At 67.3% G+C, this 17,974-nt stretch carries 15 protein-coding genes; 4 read left to right on the top strand and 11 right to left on the bottom strand.

Annotated features, from left to right (window positions below):
* The first annotated feature begins 5 nt into the window (after positions 1–5).
* Positions 6–791 carry an SDR family oxidoreductase gene (locus DW355_RS07030; RefSeq protein ID WP_131278801.1) on the top strand — a complete coding sequence of 262 codons (786 nt, stop codon included), beginning with the start codon at positions 6–8 and terminating at the stop codon, positions 789–791.
* Between the two features lie 17 nt (positions 792–808).
* Positions 809–1,792: a patatin-like phospholipase family protein gene (locus tag DW355_RS07025; protein WP_131278799.1), complete on the top strand. Its 984-nt coding sequence runs from the start codon at positions 809–811 to the stop codon at positions 1,790–1,792.
* Between the two features lie 84 nt (positions 1,793–1,876).
* Here the strand turns inward: DW355_RS07025 and DW355_RS17795 are convergent, their stop codons facing one another.
* Complete coding sequence (locus DW355_RS17795) at positions 1,877–2,233, bottom strand: GreA/GreB family elongation factor (protein ID WP_165493142.1); 357 nt, start codon at positions 2,231–2,233, stop codon at positions 1,877–1,879.
* A 699-nt stretch (positions 2,234–2,932) separates the two neighbouring features.
* On the opposite strand from DW355_RS17795, the gene DW355_RS07015 reads away from it, so the two are divergent.
* A complete protein-coding gene (locus DW355_RS07015; RefSeq protein WP_131278795.1) occupies positions 2,933–5,206 on the top strand; it encodes a catecholate siderophore receptor Fiu in 2,274 nt (757 codons plus the stop codon).
* Between the two features lie 85 nt (positions 5,207–5,291).
* Entirely contained in the window at positions 5,292–5,996 is a 705-nt protein-coding gene (locus DW355_RS07010) for a Fe2+-dependent dioxygenase (RefSeq protein ID WP_131278793.1), read from the top strand.
* Positions 5,997–6,140: 144 nt separating this feature from the next.
* Here the strand turns inward: DW355_RS07010 and DW355_RS07005 are convergent, their stop codons facing one another.
* From DW355_RS07005 to DW355_RS06960, 10 genes are all read right to left on the bottom strand, one after another.
* Positions 6,141–7,262: a DUF1513 domain-containing protein gene (locus DW355_RS07005; protein WP_131278791.1), complete on the bottom strand. Its 1,122-nt coding sequence runs from the start codon at positions 7,260–7,262 to the stop codon at positions 6,141–6,143.
* 14 nt (positions 7,263–7,276) lie between these two features.
* The gene (locus DW355_RS07000) at positions 7,277–8,401 is read right to left on the bottom strand and encodes an imelysin family protein (RefSeq protein WP_131278789.1); all 1,125 of its coding nucleotides are present in this window, start codon (positions 8,399–8,401) and stop codon (positions 7,277–7,279) included.
* Positions 8,401–10,011 carry a di-heme oxidoredictase family protein gene (locus DW355_RS06995; protein ID WP_131278787.1) on the bottom strand — a complete coding sequence of 537 codons (1,611 nt, stop codon included), beginning with the start codon at positions 10,009–10,011 and terminating at the stop codon, positions 8,401–8,403. Before DW355_RS06995 ends, DW355_RS07000 begins: the two co-directional genes overlap by 1 nt.
* A 7-nt stretch (positions 10,012–10,018) precedes the next feature.
* Positions 10,019–11,275, bottom strand: coding sequence for an imelysin family protein (locus DW355_RS06990; RefSeq protein WP_207388089.1), 1,257 nt, complete (start codon positions 11,273–11,275; stop codon positions 10,019–10,021).
* A gap of 115 nt (positions 11,276–11,390) precedes the next feature.
* Positions 11,391–12,911: a sulfite reductase subunit alpha gene (locus DW355_RS06985; RefSeq protein ID WP_131278784.1), complete on the bottom strand. Its 1,521-nt coding sequence runs from the start codon at positions 12,909–12,911 to the stop codon at positions 11,391–11,393.
* Positions 12,912–12,935: 24 nt separating this feature from the next.
* Positions 12,936–14,060, bottom strand: a complete 1,125-nt coding sequence (locus DW355_RS06980; protein WP_131278782.1) for an FAD:protein FMN transferase — start codon at positions 14,058–14,060, stop codon at positions 12,936–12,938.
* Positions 14,061–14,139: 79 nt separating this feature from the next.
* Positions 14,140–15,048: a DUF4198 domain-containing protein gene (locus DW355_RS06975; protein ID WP_131278780.1), complete on the bottom strand. Its 909-nt coding sequence runs from the start codon at positions 15,046–15,048 to the stop codon at positions 14,140–14,142.
* Between the two features lie 41 nt (positions 15,049–15,089).
* Positions 15,090–15,656 carry a DUF2271 domain-containing protein gene (locus DW355_RS06970; RefSeq protein WP_242671319.1) on the bottom strand — a complete coding sequence of 189 codons (567 nt, stop codon included), beginning with the start codon at positions 15,654–15,656 and terminating at the stop codon, positions 15,090–15,092.
* A gap of 32 nt (positions 15,657–15,688) precedes the next feature.
* Complete coding sequence (locus DW355_RS06965; protein ID WP_207388124.1) at positions 15,689–16,354, bottom strand: PepSY-associated TM helix domain-containing protein; 666 nt, start codon at positions 16,352–16,354, stop codon at positions 15,689–15,691.
* A 135-nt stretch (positions 16,355–16,489) separates the two neighbouring features.
* Positions 16,490–17,959, bottom strand: a complete 1,470-nt coding sequence (locus DW355_RS06960) for an efflux transporter outer membrane subunit (protein WP_131278776.1) — start codon at positions 17,957–17,959, stop codon at positions 16,490–16,492.
* Positions 17,960–17,974 lie beyond the last annotated feature (15 nt).

Raw genomic sequence — 17,974 nt, 5'->3', positions numbered from 1 at the left:
TCTTCATGAAAACCGTTCTGATCACAGGTTGCTCTTCCGGCTACGGCCTGGAAACCGCGCGCCACTTCCACGCCCAGGGCTGGAATGTCTACGCCACCATGCGCACGCCGCGCACCGACCGGCTGCCGCCGTCCCCTCGCCTGCATCTGCTGCCGCTGGACGTGACCCGGCCCGACAGCATCGCCCAGGCGCTGGCAGCCGCCGGCCCCATCGACGTGCTGGTCAACAACGCCGGCCTCGGCCTCTTCGGTGCCTTCGAGGCCACGCCCATGGCCACGGTGCGCGAGATCTTCGAGACCAACACCTTCGGCACCATGGCCATGACGCAGGCCGTGTTGCCGCAGTTCCGCGAGCGCCGTTCGGGCCTGGTGGTGAACGTGACCTCCAGCGCGACCATCGCCCCCTTCCCCCTGGTGGCGGCCTACACCGCGAGCAAGACCGCCATCGAAGGCTTCACCGCCTCGCTGGCCTTTGAGCTGCAAGCCTTTGACGTGCGCGTGAAGCTGGTCGAACCGGGTTACGCACCCACCACGCAATTCACGGCCAACGGCGCAGAACGCATGCAGGGCCTGATCCCCGAAGCCTATGTGCCCTATGCCCAGGCCATCTTCGCCGCGATGGGACAGCCCCAAGCCGTCACGAGCGAGCTGGACGTGGCCGAGGCCGTGTGGCTGGCCGCGAACGACCCCACGCCGCGCCTGCGTTACGCGGCCGGCGCGGACGCGGTGGCGCTGGCCGCGCGCCAGCCCGGTGCCGTCGACACGGACCGCGCTTCCTCCATCGTTCTGTGATGCGGGCGCCCACCACCATGCGGACCCTTCTGAAATCACAGGGCATGCGGACGGCGGCGCTGTCGGCGCTGCTGCTCACGGCATGGCTGCTCACAGGCTGCGCCGCCAGCCCATCCACCGCGTCGGCGGACCTGCATCCGCGCACCCTGGCCGAAGTGCAAGAGAGCACCGGCCCTCGCGCCGCGCACAACGGCGAGCGGCGCCCCACGGTCGCGCTCGCCCTGGGTGGCGGTGGCCTGCGCGGCTTCGCGCATGTGGGCGTGCTGCAGGCGCTGGAAGAAGCGGGACTGCGCCCCGACATCGTGGTGGGCACCTCGGCGGGTTCGGTGGTCGGCGCGGCCTATGCCAGTGGCATGTCGGTCGAAGCGATCCGCGAGGCCGCGCTGGCGATCAAAGTGTCCTCGCTGCTGGACTTCACCTGGCAATCGGGTGGTTTCATCCGGGGTGACAAACTCGCGGGCTGGACGGACACACTGATCGGCAGCAAGGGCAGCGACAAGCACATTGAGGACTTCCCGATCCGCTTCGCCGCCGTGGCCACCGACCTGCAAAGCGCCCAGCCCATGCTGCTGACGCAGGGGCCGGCGGGCCGGATCATCCAGGCCTCCTCGGCCGTCCCGGGTATGCAGGTGCCGGTCGCGTACGAGGCCGGGCACCTGATTGACGGCGGTGTCACCAGCCTGGTGCCGGTGCGCTTCGCGCGTGCCCTGGGGGCTGATCTGGTCATCGCGGTGGACATCTACTGCCGCAGCCCCCGCGCGGCAACGATGAACGTGCTGGGCGTGCTCGGCCAGGTCATGCAGACCCAGAGTTGCCTGATCGCCGCGCCCGAACTGGCCGAGGCGAACATGGTGATCGCGCCCACCGTGGCGGTGCCGGACATGGCCGACCGTCCCTCGCAGGAACAGGCCATCCAGGCCGGTTACCAGGCCACTCGCGCGGCCCTGGCCCGGTACGCGGGTTCCGCACCCGCGATCAAGCTGGCCTTGCGTCCCTATTGAGTTGGCATGCTTGAACTTGAAACTTCCCGCTCGGGCTGAGCCTGTCGAAGCCCGTCCTGAGCCGAAGGGCTCAGGACGAACGAGTTACAGCAAGGCCTCGATGCGCAGGCGTTGCGATTGCCCGCCGGGCAGGCGCAAGGCCACCCAGACCCCGGCGCGCCGGCCCAGCAAGGCCGTGCCGATGGGCGACAGCACGGAGATGCGCCCTTCCTCGGCTTGAACCTCCTCGGGCCAACACAGGGTCAGGGTCTGTTCGAGTCCGCTGGCCTCATGGCGCACGCGCACCTGCCCTCGCACGGTCACCAGATCGTCGGGCACCTGGGCATCGGGCACGACATCGGCGGCATCGAGCACATCGCGCAGCGCTTCACAGTTCAGGCGCGACAAACGGGCGTAATTGGATTCGGTGAGCAAGAGCTCATCCTGACGGTCGCTGGACATGGAAAACTCCTCATGCAAAACCGGCCCAGCGTCAAAAGCGGGCCGCAAGCGCACCGGACTGAGGGAGCCCGGCGACAGGAGGGGTGCGTGAAAAAGGGAGAGGGGTGTCGCCGGGCTCAGGAATCTGCGGGGAGCAGACGGCCCAGAGGACTCAAAGGGCCCAGGCCCGACGCGGCCTCGCCAGCTTGCAAAGTGGCCGCTGCGGACGCGACAAAACCCAGGCATTGCGCTTGCGCAACACCCGCGTCTAGTCGGAGAGGACGGCGACCCTGGAACATGCGCCGGACTCTAGCATGGGTCCTTGTTTGGGCTCAAACCCGGGCTTGCAGTGCCGAGAAGAAGCGACTTCGGAGGTACCGGCTCACGAAGCCCTTGCGCCCGCACAAAACCGGGTGCTGGCGCTTTGTCACGCGCCATGCGTTGCCAAAAGCCAACAAGCACTGCGCCCTGACACCAGGAAACCAGTCGTTCAGCCCCCATGCCCGTCACTTTTGTTGGCACAGCTTGAAAATCTTTGACATATCTTAATAAAAATTATTATCATTTGCTCTGTCGATTGCATCCAGTGTTGGAAATCTGGCTTTCACCCAGTCTGACCGTCGAAACCGGTGATGCCGTGTTTCCCAATGGTCCCAGAGAGCCCGCTGCAGTTGACGCAATCTGAAATCCACTGATCCCCAGCGACGGAGCATTCATTCCATGGCGTACATCAAGAGCCGCAAGCACGGCCTGTCCACTTCTCCCGCGCCTCTGCGCAGCAACCTGATTGGCGCCGCCGTGTTGGCCAGTCTTGCTTTGCCCGCCGGCGCACAAACCGCCGAAAACGCGAGCACGTTGCCGACCGTGACGGTGCAGGACACAAGCACGGTGGATTACAAGGTCGAAACTTCAGCCAATCCGAAATACACGCAGCCGCTGCTGGACACGCCCAAGACCATCCAGGTCATCACGAAGCAAACACTGGAAGAACAAGGCGCGGTCACCCTGACGGAAGCCCTGCGCAATACCCCGGGCATCACGATGCAATTAGGCGAAGGTGGCAACACCTCGGCGGGTGACACCTTCCAATTGCGCGGTTTCTCCCTGCAGCAAAACACCTTCGTCGATGGCATCCGTGACCTCGGCGCCGTGACGCGCGACACCTTCAATCTGGAGCAGGTGGAAGTGGTCAAAGGCGCGGCCGGCGCCGAAACCGGACGCGGCGCCGCCTCCGGTTACCTGAATCTGATTTCCAAGCAAGCCCACTTGGGCGACGACAGCAGCGGCACCCTGACCCTGGGCACCGCCGAGAAAAAGCGCGCAACCGTGGATCTGAACCGCCAGGTGGGCGAGACCTCGGCCCTCCGCGTCAACGGCATGGTGCAAGACAGCGGTGTCGATGGCCGTGACGAGGTCGAGAACAAGGGCACGGGCCTGGGCCTGTCTTATGTAACCGGCCTGGGTACGCCCACGCGCATGCATCTCTACAGCCAGCACATCCGCCAAGACAACGTGCCGGATGGCGGCATTCCGACCATCGGCATGCCGGATTACTACCGCGCTACGGCCACGGGCACCAATGCGGTCACGCAAGCGCAAGCCAACGCGATGAACGCCGGCCGCCGTGTCGACACTGAAAACTTTTACGGCAGCAAGGACGACTACGAAAAGGTAACGGCCGACATGGTGACCTTCAAGGTCGAGCATGACCTGGGTCAAGGCACCACGATTCGCAACGTCACCCGCTGGGGTCAGAACGAGATGGACCGCGAACTCACGGGCGTGGGCGCTGTCACAGCGCCCACTGCCACGGTGAACGATCCTTCGACATGGACGCTGGCGCGCTCGCGCCAGAAGGTGGACCAAACCAACACCATCCTGGCCAACCAGACGAGCGCGAACACCATGTTTAACGCCCTGGGCCTAGAACACAGTCTTGCGGCGGGTGTTGAGTTGCTGAAGGAAGAACAGGAAAGCTACAGCTTCAACACGGTTGGCACCACGACCGCGGCCAATCTGTACAACCCGAATTCAAACGACACCATGGCCGGCTTCGCCAAGAACGTCAAAACAACCGGCGAGATGTCCACGCTGGGCGTATACGTTTTTGACAACGCCAAGATCAACGACCAGTACTCGATCAACGGCGGACTGCGCGCGGATCGTTACAAGCTCACCACACGTGCGGTCGCTGCTGACGGCACCGTCACCAAGTTGGACGACGAGCGCACCTTGTTGAGCTGGAGCGTGGGTGGCGTCTACAAGCCAATCCCGGATGGCAGCGTCTACGTGTCCTACGCCGACTCCCAGACCCCACCCGGCGGCAACAACCTTCAACTCAGCAGCACTGCGACCAATCAGGCCAATCCCGACATGGACCCGCAGACCACCCGCACGGTCGAGTTGGGAACCAAATGGGACTTGCTGGACAAGCGTCTGAATCTGGCAGCGGCGGTATTCCGCTCCGTGAACGACAAGCAAACCTCCATCGACCCGATCACCAATGCCACGGTCCAGGAAGGCAAGACCGAGGTGAAGGGAATCGAAGTTGCGGCCGTGGGACAGATCACCAACTTCTGGCAAATCACAGCAGGTGTCGCCAAGACCGAATCGGAACAGATTGACCAACGCTCCGGGACCAATGGCGCAACGGTATCCGATAGCGTGCGCTGGTCGCCCGACCTGACTGCAACGGTCTGGACCTCTTACCAGATCAAGAGCACCACGCTGGGTCTTGGAACGCGCTATGTGTCCGAGCAAAAACGCGTGATCACCAAAGGGACGGACTTGTCCACGCAGAACATGCCGGTCATCCCTTCCTACTGGGTCACCGATATGATGGCCGCCTACCAGTTCAGCAAACAGCTCAGCGTGCGTCTGAATGTCTACAACCTGTTCGACGAGGAATACATCAGCACACTGAACAACAACGGCTCGCGCATGACCCTGGGCGCACCGCGCTCCGCGACGATCACGGCGGCCTACAGCTTCTGACGGTTGGCAAAACTACCCCAAGCTTTCTTCCATCACTTTGAGGCCCATCAAATCGATGGGCCTCTTTTTGCTTGAGAATCCCATCATGTTGCTGCACATTCCTAACGTTCTGACCCAAGAGCAAGTACGCGGCATGCGCACCGCACTCGACCAAGCGCTGGACGCCGGATCATGGGTGGATGGCCGAGCGTCCGTGGGCGATCAGGGGGCCAAGGTCAAGCACAACCGGCAGTTGCCGGAGCATTCTCCGCTCGCGCAGCAGCTCGGTGCGGTCATCCTGGACGCGCTCAAGAAAACCCCGCTGTTCTTCAGCGCGGCCTTGCCGCTGCGTTTTCTTCCGCCGATGTTCAACCGCTACGAGGGCGGCGAACACTACGGCATGCACGTTGACGGCTCGGTGCGCTATGCGCCCAACGCCGCGTTTCCCGGCGGCCTGGCGCTGCGCACCGACTTGTCGTGCACCCTCTTCCTTTGCGAACCGGAGGACTATGACGGGGGCGAGCTGATCGTGGCGGACACCTACGGCGAGCACGAAGTGAAGCTACCCGCCGGCGACCTGATCCTCTACCCGTCCAGCAGCCTGCACCGCGTGGCGCCCGTCACACGCGGGGCACGGGTGTGCTCCTTCTTCTGGCTGCAAAGCATGATCCGCGAGGACAGCAAGCGGGCGCTGCTGTTCGAGTTGGACCAGAATATCCAGAAACTGCGCGCGCGACTCGGCGACTGCGAAGAAACCGTGAGCCTGACCGGCAACTACCACAACCTCGTGCGCCTCTGGGCCGAGGTCTGACGGAAAGTCGCTTCCCGCGTGACCTGGGACCGATTGGGTCGGAAAGCGGCTACGCCGCCACCCAATGGTTGTCCCACTGCCAGTCGCTCAGCCCGTCTTGTGCGGCACGCAGGTTCCGAATGGCATCGCGCGGCTTGTCCGCCGTCATGCGCAGAATGTCGGGGGCGCCCCCAGCCAGACTTGGTCGGCTCGACCGGCCAAGGCATAGGCCCCGGGGTAAGGCAGCGTTGCACGCCAACGGCCGTCGGCATCGAACAAGGCCAGCGCATCGGCCCGTGCACAACTGATCGCGAAACCGCCACCCGCCATCGCGGGCGGCAGAGCCACGATATCGCCGCCATACCCCTGCAGCGCAGACTGGCCGCGCGGCACCGCATCGACCTCGCGCAGGGCGCGACCATCCCAGACGGCCAGCACCGGCGCGGCCTGCCGGGCTTGCGGGTCCGAATGCTCGGCCTGCAAGGCAATGCCCAAACGGCCGGCGCTTGCATTGAAAGCCAGGTGGCGGATGCTCAAGAACGGATCGGCCAGACGCCACTGGCCCAGCAACGCACCAGTGCCGGGATGCAGGGCTACCAGCGAGGCGTCCATCCGCTGCTGCTTGAGACGCTGGTCCAGCAACTTGGCGCGGCCGGTTTCGGGCAAGGTGGGTATGCCGCCATTGGCCACCATCAACGTGCCTGCGGCGAATCGCCCCACGGCACGCGGCAAGGCCAGCAACTGGTGCGGGTCTCGGCCATGCGTGGACCACTCCGCACGTTTTTCCAACGTGGCTGCGTCGCGCACGCCGAGCAGGCCCTGGCCGTCTTCCAGTTCGGTTTCGGTGGTCCAGAGCGTGCGGCCTGTGCGACTTTCTCCTGCGTGCTCCGCCGAGGCGATGACGTGGCCATTGAAACGGCGGTCATCCTCGATCCACAGCCACTGGGTCGTCCCTTCGGCGGCCAACCCCGCCGCATCGCCCGCGGGGCGCCAGCGCAGCAACCAGTCGCCGGGCCGGCGCGCCACGGCCAGGAAGGCGCCATCCGCCTCGGCCCACAGGCCGTGTGCGCGTGTCGGCAAAGCCAGTTGCTGATGCACACGCCAAGCGGCATCGTCCAGGCCGACCAGACCGATGAACTCCTGCGCCTCGTGGCGCCAGGCAGCGAGCAGGGTCGCGCCCTGATGCGCGGCAGCAGAGCCCAGCGCCCCAGACTGACCCAGGGCCGGGCCCAGTGCGGTGCCCAGCAGCACGCCCCCCCCGGAACGCAAAAGCAGACGGCGTCGCATGCCCGGCTTTCTTCTCAGTCCCCGTCCGCGTCTGAAAAACCCAGGGGCACATCCAGCGCGGCGGCGACCTGCTGCTGGTAGAGCACGGTCAGTTCCTTGAGCTGGCGCGCCGCGGCCTCCAGGTCGGCGCCGCTGTAGCTCGCACCCAGCCCGGCCATCGCGGCATCGGCGGCGGTGATGGCCTGCCGCCAGCGTGCGGCCAGCTGCACCTGGCCCTTGCCGTAGAGCAAGGCCTCGAGGGGCACGAAGGCCTGGCCCGGCACGGGCGGCACGGCCCGGGGGTCGTCCAGCAGGGCCTGGGCGCGCAGGCTGGCCCATTGCGCACGCCAGTCGGCCAGGTTGTCGGCCCAGTCCTGGCGCGGGAAGACCGGCGGCTTGCCCGCGGTCTGCGCCTTCACCAGCGGCTGCTCCATCTGCGGCCAGCGCAGGCGCTCCAGCCCGCCCAGCCACTGGTTCACCCATTCGGCGAAGGCCGCGCGCGTCTGCGCCAGCCTTGTCTCGACGTCGGCGGATTCCTCGTCCACCAGCCAGTCGCGCTGGGCCAGCCCATCGACGTCGGCACGCAAGGCACTGGCTTCGGCAGCGATGCCCTGGGCCATCAGCACGGCATAGGCGCAGCGGTTCTTGTTCGCCTCGCCCTGCAGGCCAGCGGCGGCGGACTCAGCCAGCAGGTATTCAAAACCCGCGAAACCCTTGGCCGGCGTGCCTACGCGCGCCATGTCGCCGAGGTTGCGCGGCGCACTCTTCAAGGCTTTGTCGATCAGGTTGGGGCGCACGGGCCAGAAATCGATCTGACGCTGGCTGCGCCGCTGCACCAGCGGACCCACGGCGGGCGTGGCCAGCACTTGCCAGCTCAGCAGCGTCTCTTGCCACTGGGCGTGCAGCGCATCCTTGCCGATGTGGCCCTGGCAATGCGCCTGCGTGGCCTGTACCAAGGCTTGGGCCGAGACGTCGAAGGCCTGCGCGCGCGGCGGCAGTTGACGGGCATACAGGCCGGTCAGCGCCTGCTCGGCTGTGTAGTAGGGAAAGGCCAGGCGTGGCGCGGACTGGGCCAATGCCACGTTGGCCCAGCCCAGGCTGGCCGCCAGCAGCAGCCCCGGGAGGAGGCGGGGCCACGAGTCGCGCTGACCCATCACCATCACAAGGACTCCAGGAAGGCCACGAGGGCAGCACGTTCCGCAGCGCTCATGGTTAGCACCTGCTGCTTGCTGGCCTCGGCCTCGCCGCCATGCCAGAGCACGGCTTCGAGCACGCCGTTGGCGCGGCCATCGTGCAGCAGGCGCTGGTGACCGTTGACGTCGCGGATCAGGCCGATGCCCCACAGCGGCGGCGTGCGCCACTGGCGGCCATTGGCCTGGAAGTCGGGCCGGCCGTCGGCCAGCGCCTCGCCCATGTCGTGCAGCAGCAGATCGGTGTAGGGCCAGATGCGCTGGCCCTTGAGGGCCGGGCTGGTCAGGCGCGGGAAGCCGCCCGTGCCACTGCTGTCCTGCGTCGAGGTGGTGTAGCTCGGCCGATGGCAGACCGCGCACTGCGCCTGATGGAACAGGGCTTGGCCTTGCTGGACCTGCAGGTCGTTGACACGGCGGCGCGCGGGCGGCGCCAGGGTCGCGGTGTAAAAGATGACCTGGCCCAGCGTCTTGTCGTCGATCTCGGGCTGCTCGGGGCTGGCCTGCGCGGCAGTGCGCAGGGTCGTGACTTTGCGGCCGTTCTGCCGGTCACTGCCCTTGCCGCCCCCATGCGGCACTTGCAGGCAATCGGCCTGCGTAGGCGTGCAGGCCTCGCGCCAATTCACGCGCGAGGTGATGCCGATGTCACCCAGAAAGGCGCCCGCCGTCTGGTGCGCGACGCTGCCCACATTGGCCTTCCAGCCGAAGCGGCCCAGCACTTCGCCACCGGCGCCCTGGTTCGCAAACACATCCCAGACCCGGTTGGGCTGGCCCTTGATGGCGGCCGTGAGCGGCCCGTTCAAGGCCACCTGCGCGCGGGCGTTGCCGAGAATGTCCGCCTCGGGGATCGCCTCCAGCAGGCCCATGCCGATCACCTGCGGCGCGACGCGCGGGCTGATGAGCAGGTTGGGCACCATCGGCCCGTAGCCCAGGCGCGTGATGCTGTAAATCGGTTGCCGCAAGGTGTGCGTGCCACCATCGGCGAAGCGGACCTCGATCGGCCGGCTGCGGATCTCGATGTGGCCCTCGGGCTGGACGCCCTGCACGGCGGCCGTGCCCAGCTGATCGCCATAAACCGGCTCGGGCACCACCCCGTGCTGCGCGTCGGTTTGGCCGGGGATGGACAGGCGCAGCAGCAGGCCTACGCTGCTTTCCGCGTCCGCTCCGGGCAACAGAGTGCGCGCCCAGTCGGGCGGCGCGCCGCGACCGTCCAGCAGGTGGCACCCCGCGCAGGAGCGCGCGATGAAATGCGGGCCCAGGCCGTCCCGCGCCTGGGTCGAGGCCGGCGCCTCAACCCAGTTGCGCTTGAAGAAGGAATTGCCGACGACGAAGCGCGTGCGCTCGGCGTCGTTCAAATTGGCCAGGGGAAATGAAAAGGCGTTCTGGCCCGTGGCCCAGACCGTGCCCTTGCCGGCGGTTCTTTCGCTGGCCTCGCGTTCGGCGGCGTCGCCGGCATCGGGCGTGCGGGTCTGCGCCAGCAGGGCCGACACCGCCAGGGACCCCGCAACCGTGACCAGCAGCCCAACGACCACGCCGCGCCCCCGCGACGCATGGGGCGGGGCCTTGTGTTCAAACGGTTTCATGACGTGATCAGGGCTCCACCAGGGTCAGCTTGGTGATGCCGATGGCCGAGGCCGATTCCACCAGCAACTTGGACTGCTCGACCAGGCTGGCGACGGTCTTCTTGATCAGCGGTTGGCCCGGCGATCCGTCGAGGATGGCACGGTCAAAGGGTGCGGGAATGCGCTCGGCATCGGCCACCGACTCGGCGATCTGCGCCGTGGTCTTGTCCGCCAGGGCGGAATTCCTCACCGCGACCAGGGCACGCAGTGAAGCGCCCTGCACGGTCTGAGGCCCCTTGGCGCCGGGGCGGCGCTTGTAGCTGCCCAGCCAGACGTTCTGGATGCCGGTCGCGTTGGCCACGATGTCGCGGTGGGTGTTGTCGGAGAAGCAGGAATGCTCGTCTTCCTGGTCCTGGGTGTTCAGCGCCACTTCCATGCGCTCGCCCGACAGCTCGCCGCGCGAGAGAGAGCCCAGGCCCACGATGATCTTGCGCACGGACTCGCCGCCGCCCTTCTCGAAATCGGCGCGATAGTTCTTCTTGCCATCGGCCTTGACGGGGCTCCAGGCCTGCACCAGGAAGCGCAGGTCGTCGATCAGCAGGTCCGTCACCACGTTGAGGTAGAGGCGACGACGGTCCGCGTTCGGCAGCTTGCCGTCCACGAAGTCGGTGTAGGCGCGGTCGCCCGGACCATCGTCGCTCATGTCCTGGCCCCAGAGCATGAACTCGATCGCGTGCCAGCCGGTGGCGATGTTTTCCTCGCCGCCTTTTTCATTGGCCTCGGACAGACTGGCCTTGGTGATCTTGAACTTGGGATCGTTGATCAAGCCGCTGCCGGGCTTACCTTCCACGCCATCCACATAGGACTCGTCCATGGGCCAGGCGTTGATGCGGCCCTCGGGGCCGTCCTCGTCGTCGATCGGGCCGCCGTAGAAGCGGAAGGCCTCGGTCTGGCCGTAGTACTCACGCGCGTCCAGCCAGGCCTTGCGGGCGGCGTCCAGCCGGGCCTGCGAGGGCGCGGCGGTGAAGGCGCGGACGGCCTTCTGCAGTTCCAGCGCGGCGAGCAGGGTGTCTTCGTAGTTCGCATGCACAAGGGTGGCGTAATGGGCCACCACGCTCTTGGTGGTGATGGTCGCGGCCGGCGCCGCCAGACCCACCTGTCCGTTTTTGTGCGTCGGAGCCGCGGTCTGCGCGGCGGCATTCAGGCTGCCCAGGCCGGCACCCAGCACCAGAGCGGCGCTCGTCGCGCCCAGCATCCAGAGTCGCTTGCTTGCTTGAAATTTCATGCTGTTTCCTCGCTGCTTGAATCTACAAATAAAAATCGTTCTCAATTCTAAGACAAGGTGCCGTGCCAGACCCGGCAGAGCACCGCCATCCAGAGGACATCAGCACATTCAGGCCTCAATAGACGTCCCGGCGGTACCGCCCTGCGTCGGCCAGCGCACGCAAGTCGGTTTCGCCCAGGATGTCGCGCAAGGCGGCATCGACCTCACCCGCCATGCCCTGCAGGCTGCCGCAGACATAAATCGCGGCGCCGGCCCGGGTCTGACTCCCCGCCACCCAGCCCCGCACTTCAGCCGCGGCTTCGCGCAGCGCGTGCTGGACATAGGGGCGCGGGCCCGCCTGCGCGGCGGACGAGTCCCGAGAAAACACCCAGTCCACTCGCAACAAGCCCTGCGCAACCCAGGCCTCGAGTTCCTCCCGGTAATAGGCGTCGGTGGCGGCGTTGCGCTCGCCGAAGATCAGCCACAACGTGGATGCACCCGGAGCCTGGATCGGCGACGCGCGAGGGTCCTGCGTCAGACGCGCGCGGATGTGGGCGCGCAGGCCCGCCAGGCCCGTGCCGTTGCCGATCAGGATCAGGGGGCGCTGCGCATTGCCACCGATGCGGAACGCGCTGTGCGCGCGCAGTCGCAGCAGCGCGCGACCGTGCAGGGGCAGGCCACCGTCGGTCGCCGCCGTCAACCAGCCCGAAGCCAGGCCCGGGCTGCGGCCGCCATCGGCATGCACACGCCATGTCTGCCGCACCAGCAGGTGGAGCGCGCCATCAGCGGGCACGGAGGCGATGGAGTAGTCACGCGGCGCACCGGGGGCGCCCGGAATGTCGATCTGCGCCAGGTCGCCGGCTTCCCAGGCTGGCAAGTCCCCCGCCTCGGGCACGAACTCCAGGTGATGCACGGGCCCGCCCGCGCTGCCGGGGTTCAGATGGCAGCGCGCGCGCAGGGTCCAGGCTTGCAGGGGCGGCGTCTCCCAATCGGGCAGATCTGCCGCACCGGCTTCATCCCCGGTCTGCCCCGCCCTGTCCGCGCCAATCAAGGCGCCCAGTTGTTTGCGCCAGCGCAGCATGGCAGCGGGCGCCATGCGGTCCACCTCGACGCGGTCAAACAGGGCCTGCGCGCCACTTGCCTGGAACCAAGCGTCCAGCGCGCGACCAAAACCACAGTACTGCGCATAGCTGGCGTCGCCGAGGGCCAGCAGGCCGACCTGCAAGCCATCCAGGCGAGGCAAGGACTCGGTGTCCTGCGCCTGTGCCGCCTCGCGATCGTCCATGCAGTCGCGCACGAACGCCGCGGCACTGTCGGGCGCATCACCCTCGCCATAGGTGCTGACGATGCACAGCAGGCGTTCCATGCCTCGCAGATCGTCGCGGCGCAACTGCCCAAGGGGCAGCAGGCGGACCGCCAAGCCCGCGCTGTGCAGCGCTTGCGCGGTCTGCTCGGCCAGGGCCTCGGCCTGCCCGGTCTGGCTGGCGTGGACCACCCACCAGAGCGTGCGGCCCGCGCTTGAATCGGGCACGGCGCTGTGCAGCAGGGCTTGCGCGCGCTGCGCGGCAGCCTGCACGCGCTGGCGATGGCGCCAGACGATGAGGCCGCAGAAGGCGCCATAGGCCAGGAGAACGAAGAGCGCTTGAACAAACTTCATCGGAACAAGGTCATGGGGCCCGTGTCATTCGGCGAGTGCCTGCAGCGCGGGCGTGAGCACCTCGCGCAATGTCTCGTGCCCGGACTCACCTTGGCCGCCCGCGGCCGGCACGCGCTGCACGAACAGGGCCGCGATCTGGTGTTCGCGCGCCAGGGCCAGCCCCTGCTCCAGGCCCAGCACGGTCAAGGCCGTGCTCCAGGCATCGGCCCACAGACACTGAGGATGAACCACGCTGACGGACGCCAGGCCATGCGTGATGGGGCGGCCACTGCGCGGGTCGATGGTGTGGGGCAGACGCAGGCCGTCATGGGTGTAACAGCGCCGGTAGTCCCCCGAGGTCGCGACGGACAGACCATGCAAGGCCAGGCGCGTGCGCGGCAAGGCCGCGCTGGGCGTTGCCGTCGGTGCCTCCAACTCGACCCACCAGGGCTGACCGCCCAGGCCGTAGCCGGCACCACGCAGTTCACCGCCCACCTCCACCAGCACATGTGCGAACCCCATGGCCTGCAAGCGCGCGGCAATGCTGTCGACGGCATGGCCCTTGGCAATGGCCGAAAAATCGAGTTGCAGGCCCCCAGGCTGGACGATGCCATCCTGGCCATCGAAGCGCAGGGCGCGCCAATCACATTGCAGCAGAGCCGCGCGCGCGGCGCCTTCCGTGGGCATGAGAAACCCGGGCTCGTCGTAGCGCGGGTGGGCACCCGAGGGATGCAGCGGATCGGCGGACGGGCCGAAGCCCCAGAGATTGACCAGGGCACCTGCGGCCGGATTGAAGGCCCCGCCGGAAAGCTCGGCCAGCCACAGGCCGGCGCGCAGCACCTCGGCAAACGCGGCAGGCAGGCGTAACACCGTGCCCGGGGCCGCGCGGTTGAAACGCCCCAGATCGGAATCAGCCCGCCAATGGCTCATCTGCGCGACCACGAGGTCCAACTCGGCCTGCACAGCCGCCCGGACAGCGACCTCCTGTTCCGACGCGGCCTGTCCAGCGACGCGGTCCGCCAGCCAGAGGACGCGCCAGCTCGTGCCCATGCTTGCGCCTTCGAGACCCCGGGGCCGCACGCCCAGCGTGGGCATCAGCGCCTCGTCCAGATGCCGCGGCAGCAGCACCCGGACGGCATCGGCGGTCTCGGGAAAATCTGTGGCACTCATGCGGGAGATTCGCCAGGGCAGCCCAGGCCCGGCCACGCCGGCGCGACCTCGGGCCCGCGCCCCTGCACGGCGACTCGGCTTATTGCGGCAGGACTTCCAGCGTCAGGCTGTAGCCGGCGCGCCGCGTCGGCTTGTCCAGGGTCCCTGCGGGACCCATCGGCCCGCCTTGGGCACCCGGAGCGGCGGGCATGCCGGGGCCACCCGCTTGGGGAGCGCCTTGCGGACGCGCCGGACGGGCAGGTTCGACCTCCAGCCAGTACATGCCGGCCTGCGGCCACTTGACCTTGATCTCGCCATTCTTGTCGGTGTCCAGGTTCAGCTCGGTCAGCTTGTCCTGGTAACGCTTGCCGCCCAGGATGACCGTCACACCGTAGCCTGCGGCAGGCTTGCCGTCGTCCACGAAACGGAAGGTCGCGGTTTCGCCGGCGAACAGGTCGTTGGGGTGCGTGACCGCCACCAGTTCGATGCCACGGCCCGTGGGCTTGAGGCTGTCGCCACCGGGCTTGCCCCGCGTCACGAAGGTTTCGGTGCGGGTCTGCGAGCGCGTCACGCGCAGGTCCTGCGCGTCCTTGGGGATCTCCTGGCGCAGGCTCTCGACCGTGCCGCGCACGCGCTTGGTCTCGTTGCCCACCTTGTAACTGGCGAACACGCTGTCGTTGACCAGGGCGATGCGGTAGGTACCGCTCTGGTCCAGCTTCACGTCGAACACGCTGCGGTAGCGCGTCTTGGCCTGGTTCTGCGCTTCGACCGGCTTGCCGTCGGGCCCGGTGATGACCAGGTTGTCCAGATTGCCGGCGTTGTGTTCGAAGTAGAAGATGTCGTTGGATACGGCCGCGTCCACCGCCACCCAAGGCTCCTGCCCCGAGAACACGGTGCCCGAGGGCAACAGCCAGGAGCGGTGGGCCTGCGCGGCGGTGGGCAGCAGCAGCGCGGCGAACGCGGCCGCCAGCGCGGCCATCGAGGCGAGAAGGGAAAGGCGTTTTTTCATGGTCGTGTTCCTTGCGTGTTCGGTGAGCGGTCTCGCGGCTTTCAGGGCTGCACGGTCAGGCTGACGGCGCCCAGTTCCGTCTGGCCACGCGCTTCGCTGCTCGTGGCCTTGGCACCGGCCTTGCCGGGCCAGGCAAAGGGCAGGCGCAGCAGTTCACGCCCACCCACTTCGCGCGCAGCCTCGATCACAAGCTGGTATTCCCCGGCGGGCAGGGCCTTGAGGGCACTGTTGTTGCCGAAACTCACCGTGTGCACGCCCGGCGCGCGGGTGGCACCGCTGATGCCGTCCACCGGCATGTCAAGTTCGCGCCCACTCTTGCGCCACCAGGAGCGCATGTCCTTGAGCCACTTGGTGCCTTCCTTGTTGCGCATCTTCAGGTCGTACCAGACGGCGAGGTTGCCGGCGAAGCTCTGGTCGGCCTTCTCGACCCAGATCGCCATATAGGGACGGTGGTACTCGGCCACGTCCAGGCGCGGCACTTCGACGGTGAGCGACAGGTCGGCGGCGAACACCGCCGCCGGCGCAAAGGCCACGGTCAGGGGCGCAGCCCAGGGCAGGACGCGGCCCAGCCCCCGGACGGACCCGTAGCTGGTGTAAGAGATCTTCATGGCGGACGACATGGACAGGAAACTCCTCGGCTTCAGGAATGAACAAAAAGAATGAGCAACAGCAGCGGCGCGATCAACCCCAAGCCAACCAGAGGCCAGGTGCTGGGCCGATTGGCCGCGTGGAACTTGAGAATCAGCAGCCCCGTGATGGAGAACAACAGGCAAGCGACGGAAAACACATCGATGAACCACTTCCAGGCCCAGCCGGTGTGGCGGCCCTTGTGCAGGTCGTTGAGCCAGGAGATCCAGCCCCGGTCGGTGAGTTCGTACTCAACCTCGCCGCTGTCGCGCGCGATGCGCAACCAAGCGTCGCCGCCGGGCCGAGGCAGTGAGAGATAAACCTCCTCGGCCGACCATTCGGCCGGGGCCGCAGGCAACTCCAGCGTCAGCGCCTGGTCCAGCCACTGGCGCATGGCGGGCGGCAGCGGAGCGTCGTCACTTTGCGGCGTTGGGGCCTCGCCGCCCCCGTGGCCCAAGGCGGCCAGCATTTCGGGCGGCAATTGCACCTGCTTCCGGGTGACCTGGGGTTGCGCGCCAATGTCGGCCGCGTGGTTGAGGGTGATGCCTGTGAAAGCGAACAGCAGCATGCCGATCAGGCACAGGGCCGAGCTGATCCAGTGCCATTGGTGCAGGGTCTTGAGCCACCAGGCGCGCTGGGACGCGATGAGCCGCGGCGCGGCTTCGGCGGCTGTAGGCAGGGGACTGGCACCAGGCGTTTTCACGCAGCAGAGTATATCTATTTAAAAATCATTCTCATTCGTTTTGTCAAAAAATCGTAGAGAACGGATTCAGACACAGCCGCCCCCCACCGCCGTGTGCCGTGCTGCCAAGTATCAGACACTGGGCGGTGGCGCCCAGTCCCCGCCCAGTGCTTTGTAGAGGTCCAGCACGGCTTGCAGGCGCGCCAGGCGCTGCACGCTCAGGCTGTCCTGGGCACTGAACAGGCTGCGCTGCGCGTCGAGCAGGGACATCAGGTCCCCACTACCTTCCCGGTACCGCAGCTCGGCCAGGCGCAGCGAGGCCTGGGCCTGCACCACCAGCTCGCGTTGCAGATCCTCCTGCTGCTGGCTGTAACTGGCCTGGCCGAGGGCATCACCGACTTCCTTGACGGCCGTGCGGATGGCCTGGCCATAGTTCTCGATCAGTACCACCCGCTGCGATTCGCTGAGCTGGATCTGCGCACGCTGGCGGCCCCCGTCAAAGATGCTCTGCGCCAGAGCCAGGCCCAGCGAGACGCTGCGCGTCGGATCGGCCAGACTGAACAGGCTGGCCGACGTCAGGCTGGTCGACGCGGAGAGGGACACACTGGGCAGCAGGGCCGCGCGGGCCGCGTCCACATTGGCGTCGGCCGCGGCCAGTTGCGCCTCGGCGGCGGCCAGGTCCGGTCGGCGTGTCAACAAGGCCACAGGCAGGCCGGGCGCGAGTTCGGGCACGCGCAGGGCCGCGAAATCCATAGCGGCATCGCGCGAGGCCGACACATACGCCTCGGGCGAGAAACCGATGGGCTGACGCCCCAGCAACAAGGCCAGGGCGGTGGCGCTTTCACCGCGTTGCTGCTGCAGGGCGAGCAACGCGACACGCTGGCTGAGCAAGGTGCCGCGCTGTTGCGAGACCTCCAGCGGCGTGGCCACGCCATTGCGCAGCCGGGATTCGACGATGGCGAGCAGTCGTTCGGTCCGGGCCAGATTGGCCTGGGCCAGCGCCACGCGCTCCCCCAGGCCCAGCCAATGGAAATACTGCCCGGCCACGCCGGCCACCAGGCTCAGGCGCGCGGCTTGCCAGTCGTGCTGGCTGGCGCGCAGGCTGGCATTGCCCGCGCGCACGCTGTCAGCGACGCGGCCCCAAAGGTCTACCTCGTAACTGACCGACAAGCCGGCACTGGTCGATTCACGCGTGGTCGTCGCCTGCCCCGCGGCGCTGCTGCTGCTGCGCGACGCGCCTGCATTGGCGTTGGCCGAAGGCCAGCGCGAGGCCCCGCTCTGGCGCAAGGTGATCTCGGCCTGGCGGATGCGCTCATAGGCGATGCGCAACTCGGCGCTGTCGCCTTGGGCCTCGGCGATCAGGCGCTCCAGCGCGGGGGACTGGAAGGCAGTCCACCAGGCGCCGTCGAGCACCGGCGCCTCGGCCGCTGGCGCATCAGTGCGCCAGCCAGCAGGCAATTCGACCTTGGCGCGTGCCGCGGCCCCGGCCGGATCGGCCGGCGGCGCCGTGCTGGCGCAGGCCTGCAGCAAGAGCAGCGCCGGCAAGGCCAGGGTCGGTGCGATGCGCCGGCCCTGGCCTTGCTTCGTTCTTGTTGAATTCATGTCACGACACATCAT

The organism is Hylemonella gracilis, from assembly GCF_004328645.1.
In the GTDB taxonomy this organism is placed as follows: Bacteria; Pseudomonadota; Gammaproteobacteria; order Burkholderiales; family Burkholderiaceae_C; genus Hylemonella; species Hylemonella gracilis_B.
The sequence above is the reverse complement of the archived record's forward strand: the minus strand, read 5'-3'. Positions and strand labels throughout refer to the sequence as shown.

Coding starts and splice junctions, on each gene's coding strand:
- DW355_RS07010 (WP_131278793.1), top strand. CDS start 5,292: ATGTTGCTGCACATTCCTAACGTTCTGACCCAAGAGCAAGTACGCGGC.
- DW355_RS06970 (WP_242671319.1), bottom strand. CDS start 15,656: ATGAAGATCTCTTACACCAGCTACGGGTCCGTCCGGGGGCTGGGCCGC.
- DW355_RS07025 (WP_131278799.1), top strand. CDS start 809: ATGCGGACCCTTCTGAAATCACAGGGCATGCGGACGGCGGCGCTGTCG.
- DW355_RS06980 (WP_131278782.1), bottom strand. CDS start 14,060: ATGAGTGCCACAGATTTTCCCGAGACCGCCGATGCCGTCCGGGTGCTG.
- DW355_RS06985 (WP_131278784.1), bottom strand. CDS start 12,911: ATGAAGTTTGTTCAAGCGCTCTTCGTTCTCCTGGCCTATGGCGCCTTC.
- DW355_RS07005 (WP_131278791.1), bottom strand. CDS start 7,262: ATGCGACGCCGTCTGCTTTTGCGTTCCGGGGGGGGCGTGCTGCTGGGC.
- DW355_RS06960 (WP_131278776.1), bottom strand. CDS start 17,959: ATGAATTCAACAAGAACGAAGCAAGGCCAGGGCCGGCGCATCGCACCG.
- DW355_RS06990 (WP_207388089.1), bottom strand. CDS start 11,275: ATGAAATTTCAAGCAAGCAAGCGACTCTGGATGCTGGGCGCGACGAGC.
- DW355_RS06975 (WP_131278780.1), bottom strand. CDS start 15,048: ATGAAAAAACGCCTTTCCCTTCTCGCCTCGATGGCCGCGCTGGCGGCC.
- DW355_RS06995 (WP_131278787.1), bottom strand. CDS start 10,011: ATGAAACCGTTTGAACACAAGGCCCCGCCCCATGCGTCGCGGGGGCGC.
- DW355_RS07015 (WP_131278795.1), top strand. CDS start 2,933: ATGGCGTACATCAAGAGCCGCAAGCACGGCCTGTCCACTTCTCCCGCG.
- DW355_RS07030 (WP_131278801.1), top strand. CDS start 6: ATGAAAACCGTTCTGATCACAGGTTGCTCTTCCGGCTACGGCCTGGAA.
- DW355_RS07000 (WP_131278789.1), bottom strand. CDS start 8,401: ATGGTGATGGGTCAGCGCGACTCGTGGCCCCGCCTCCTCCCGGGGCTG.
- DW355_RS17795 (WP_165493142.1), bottom strand. CDS start 2,233: ATGTCCAGCGACCGTCAGGATGAGCTCTTGCTCACCGAATCCAATTAC.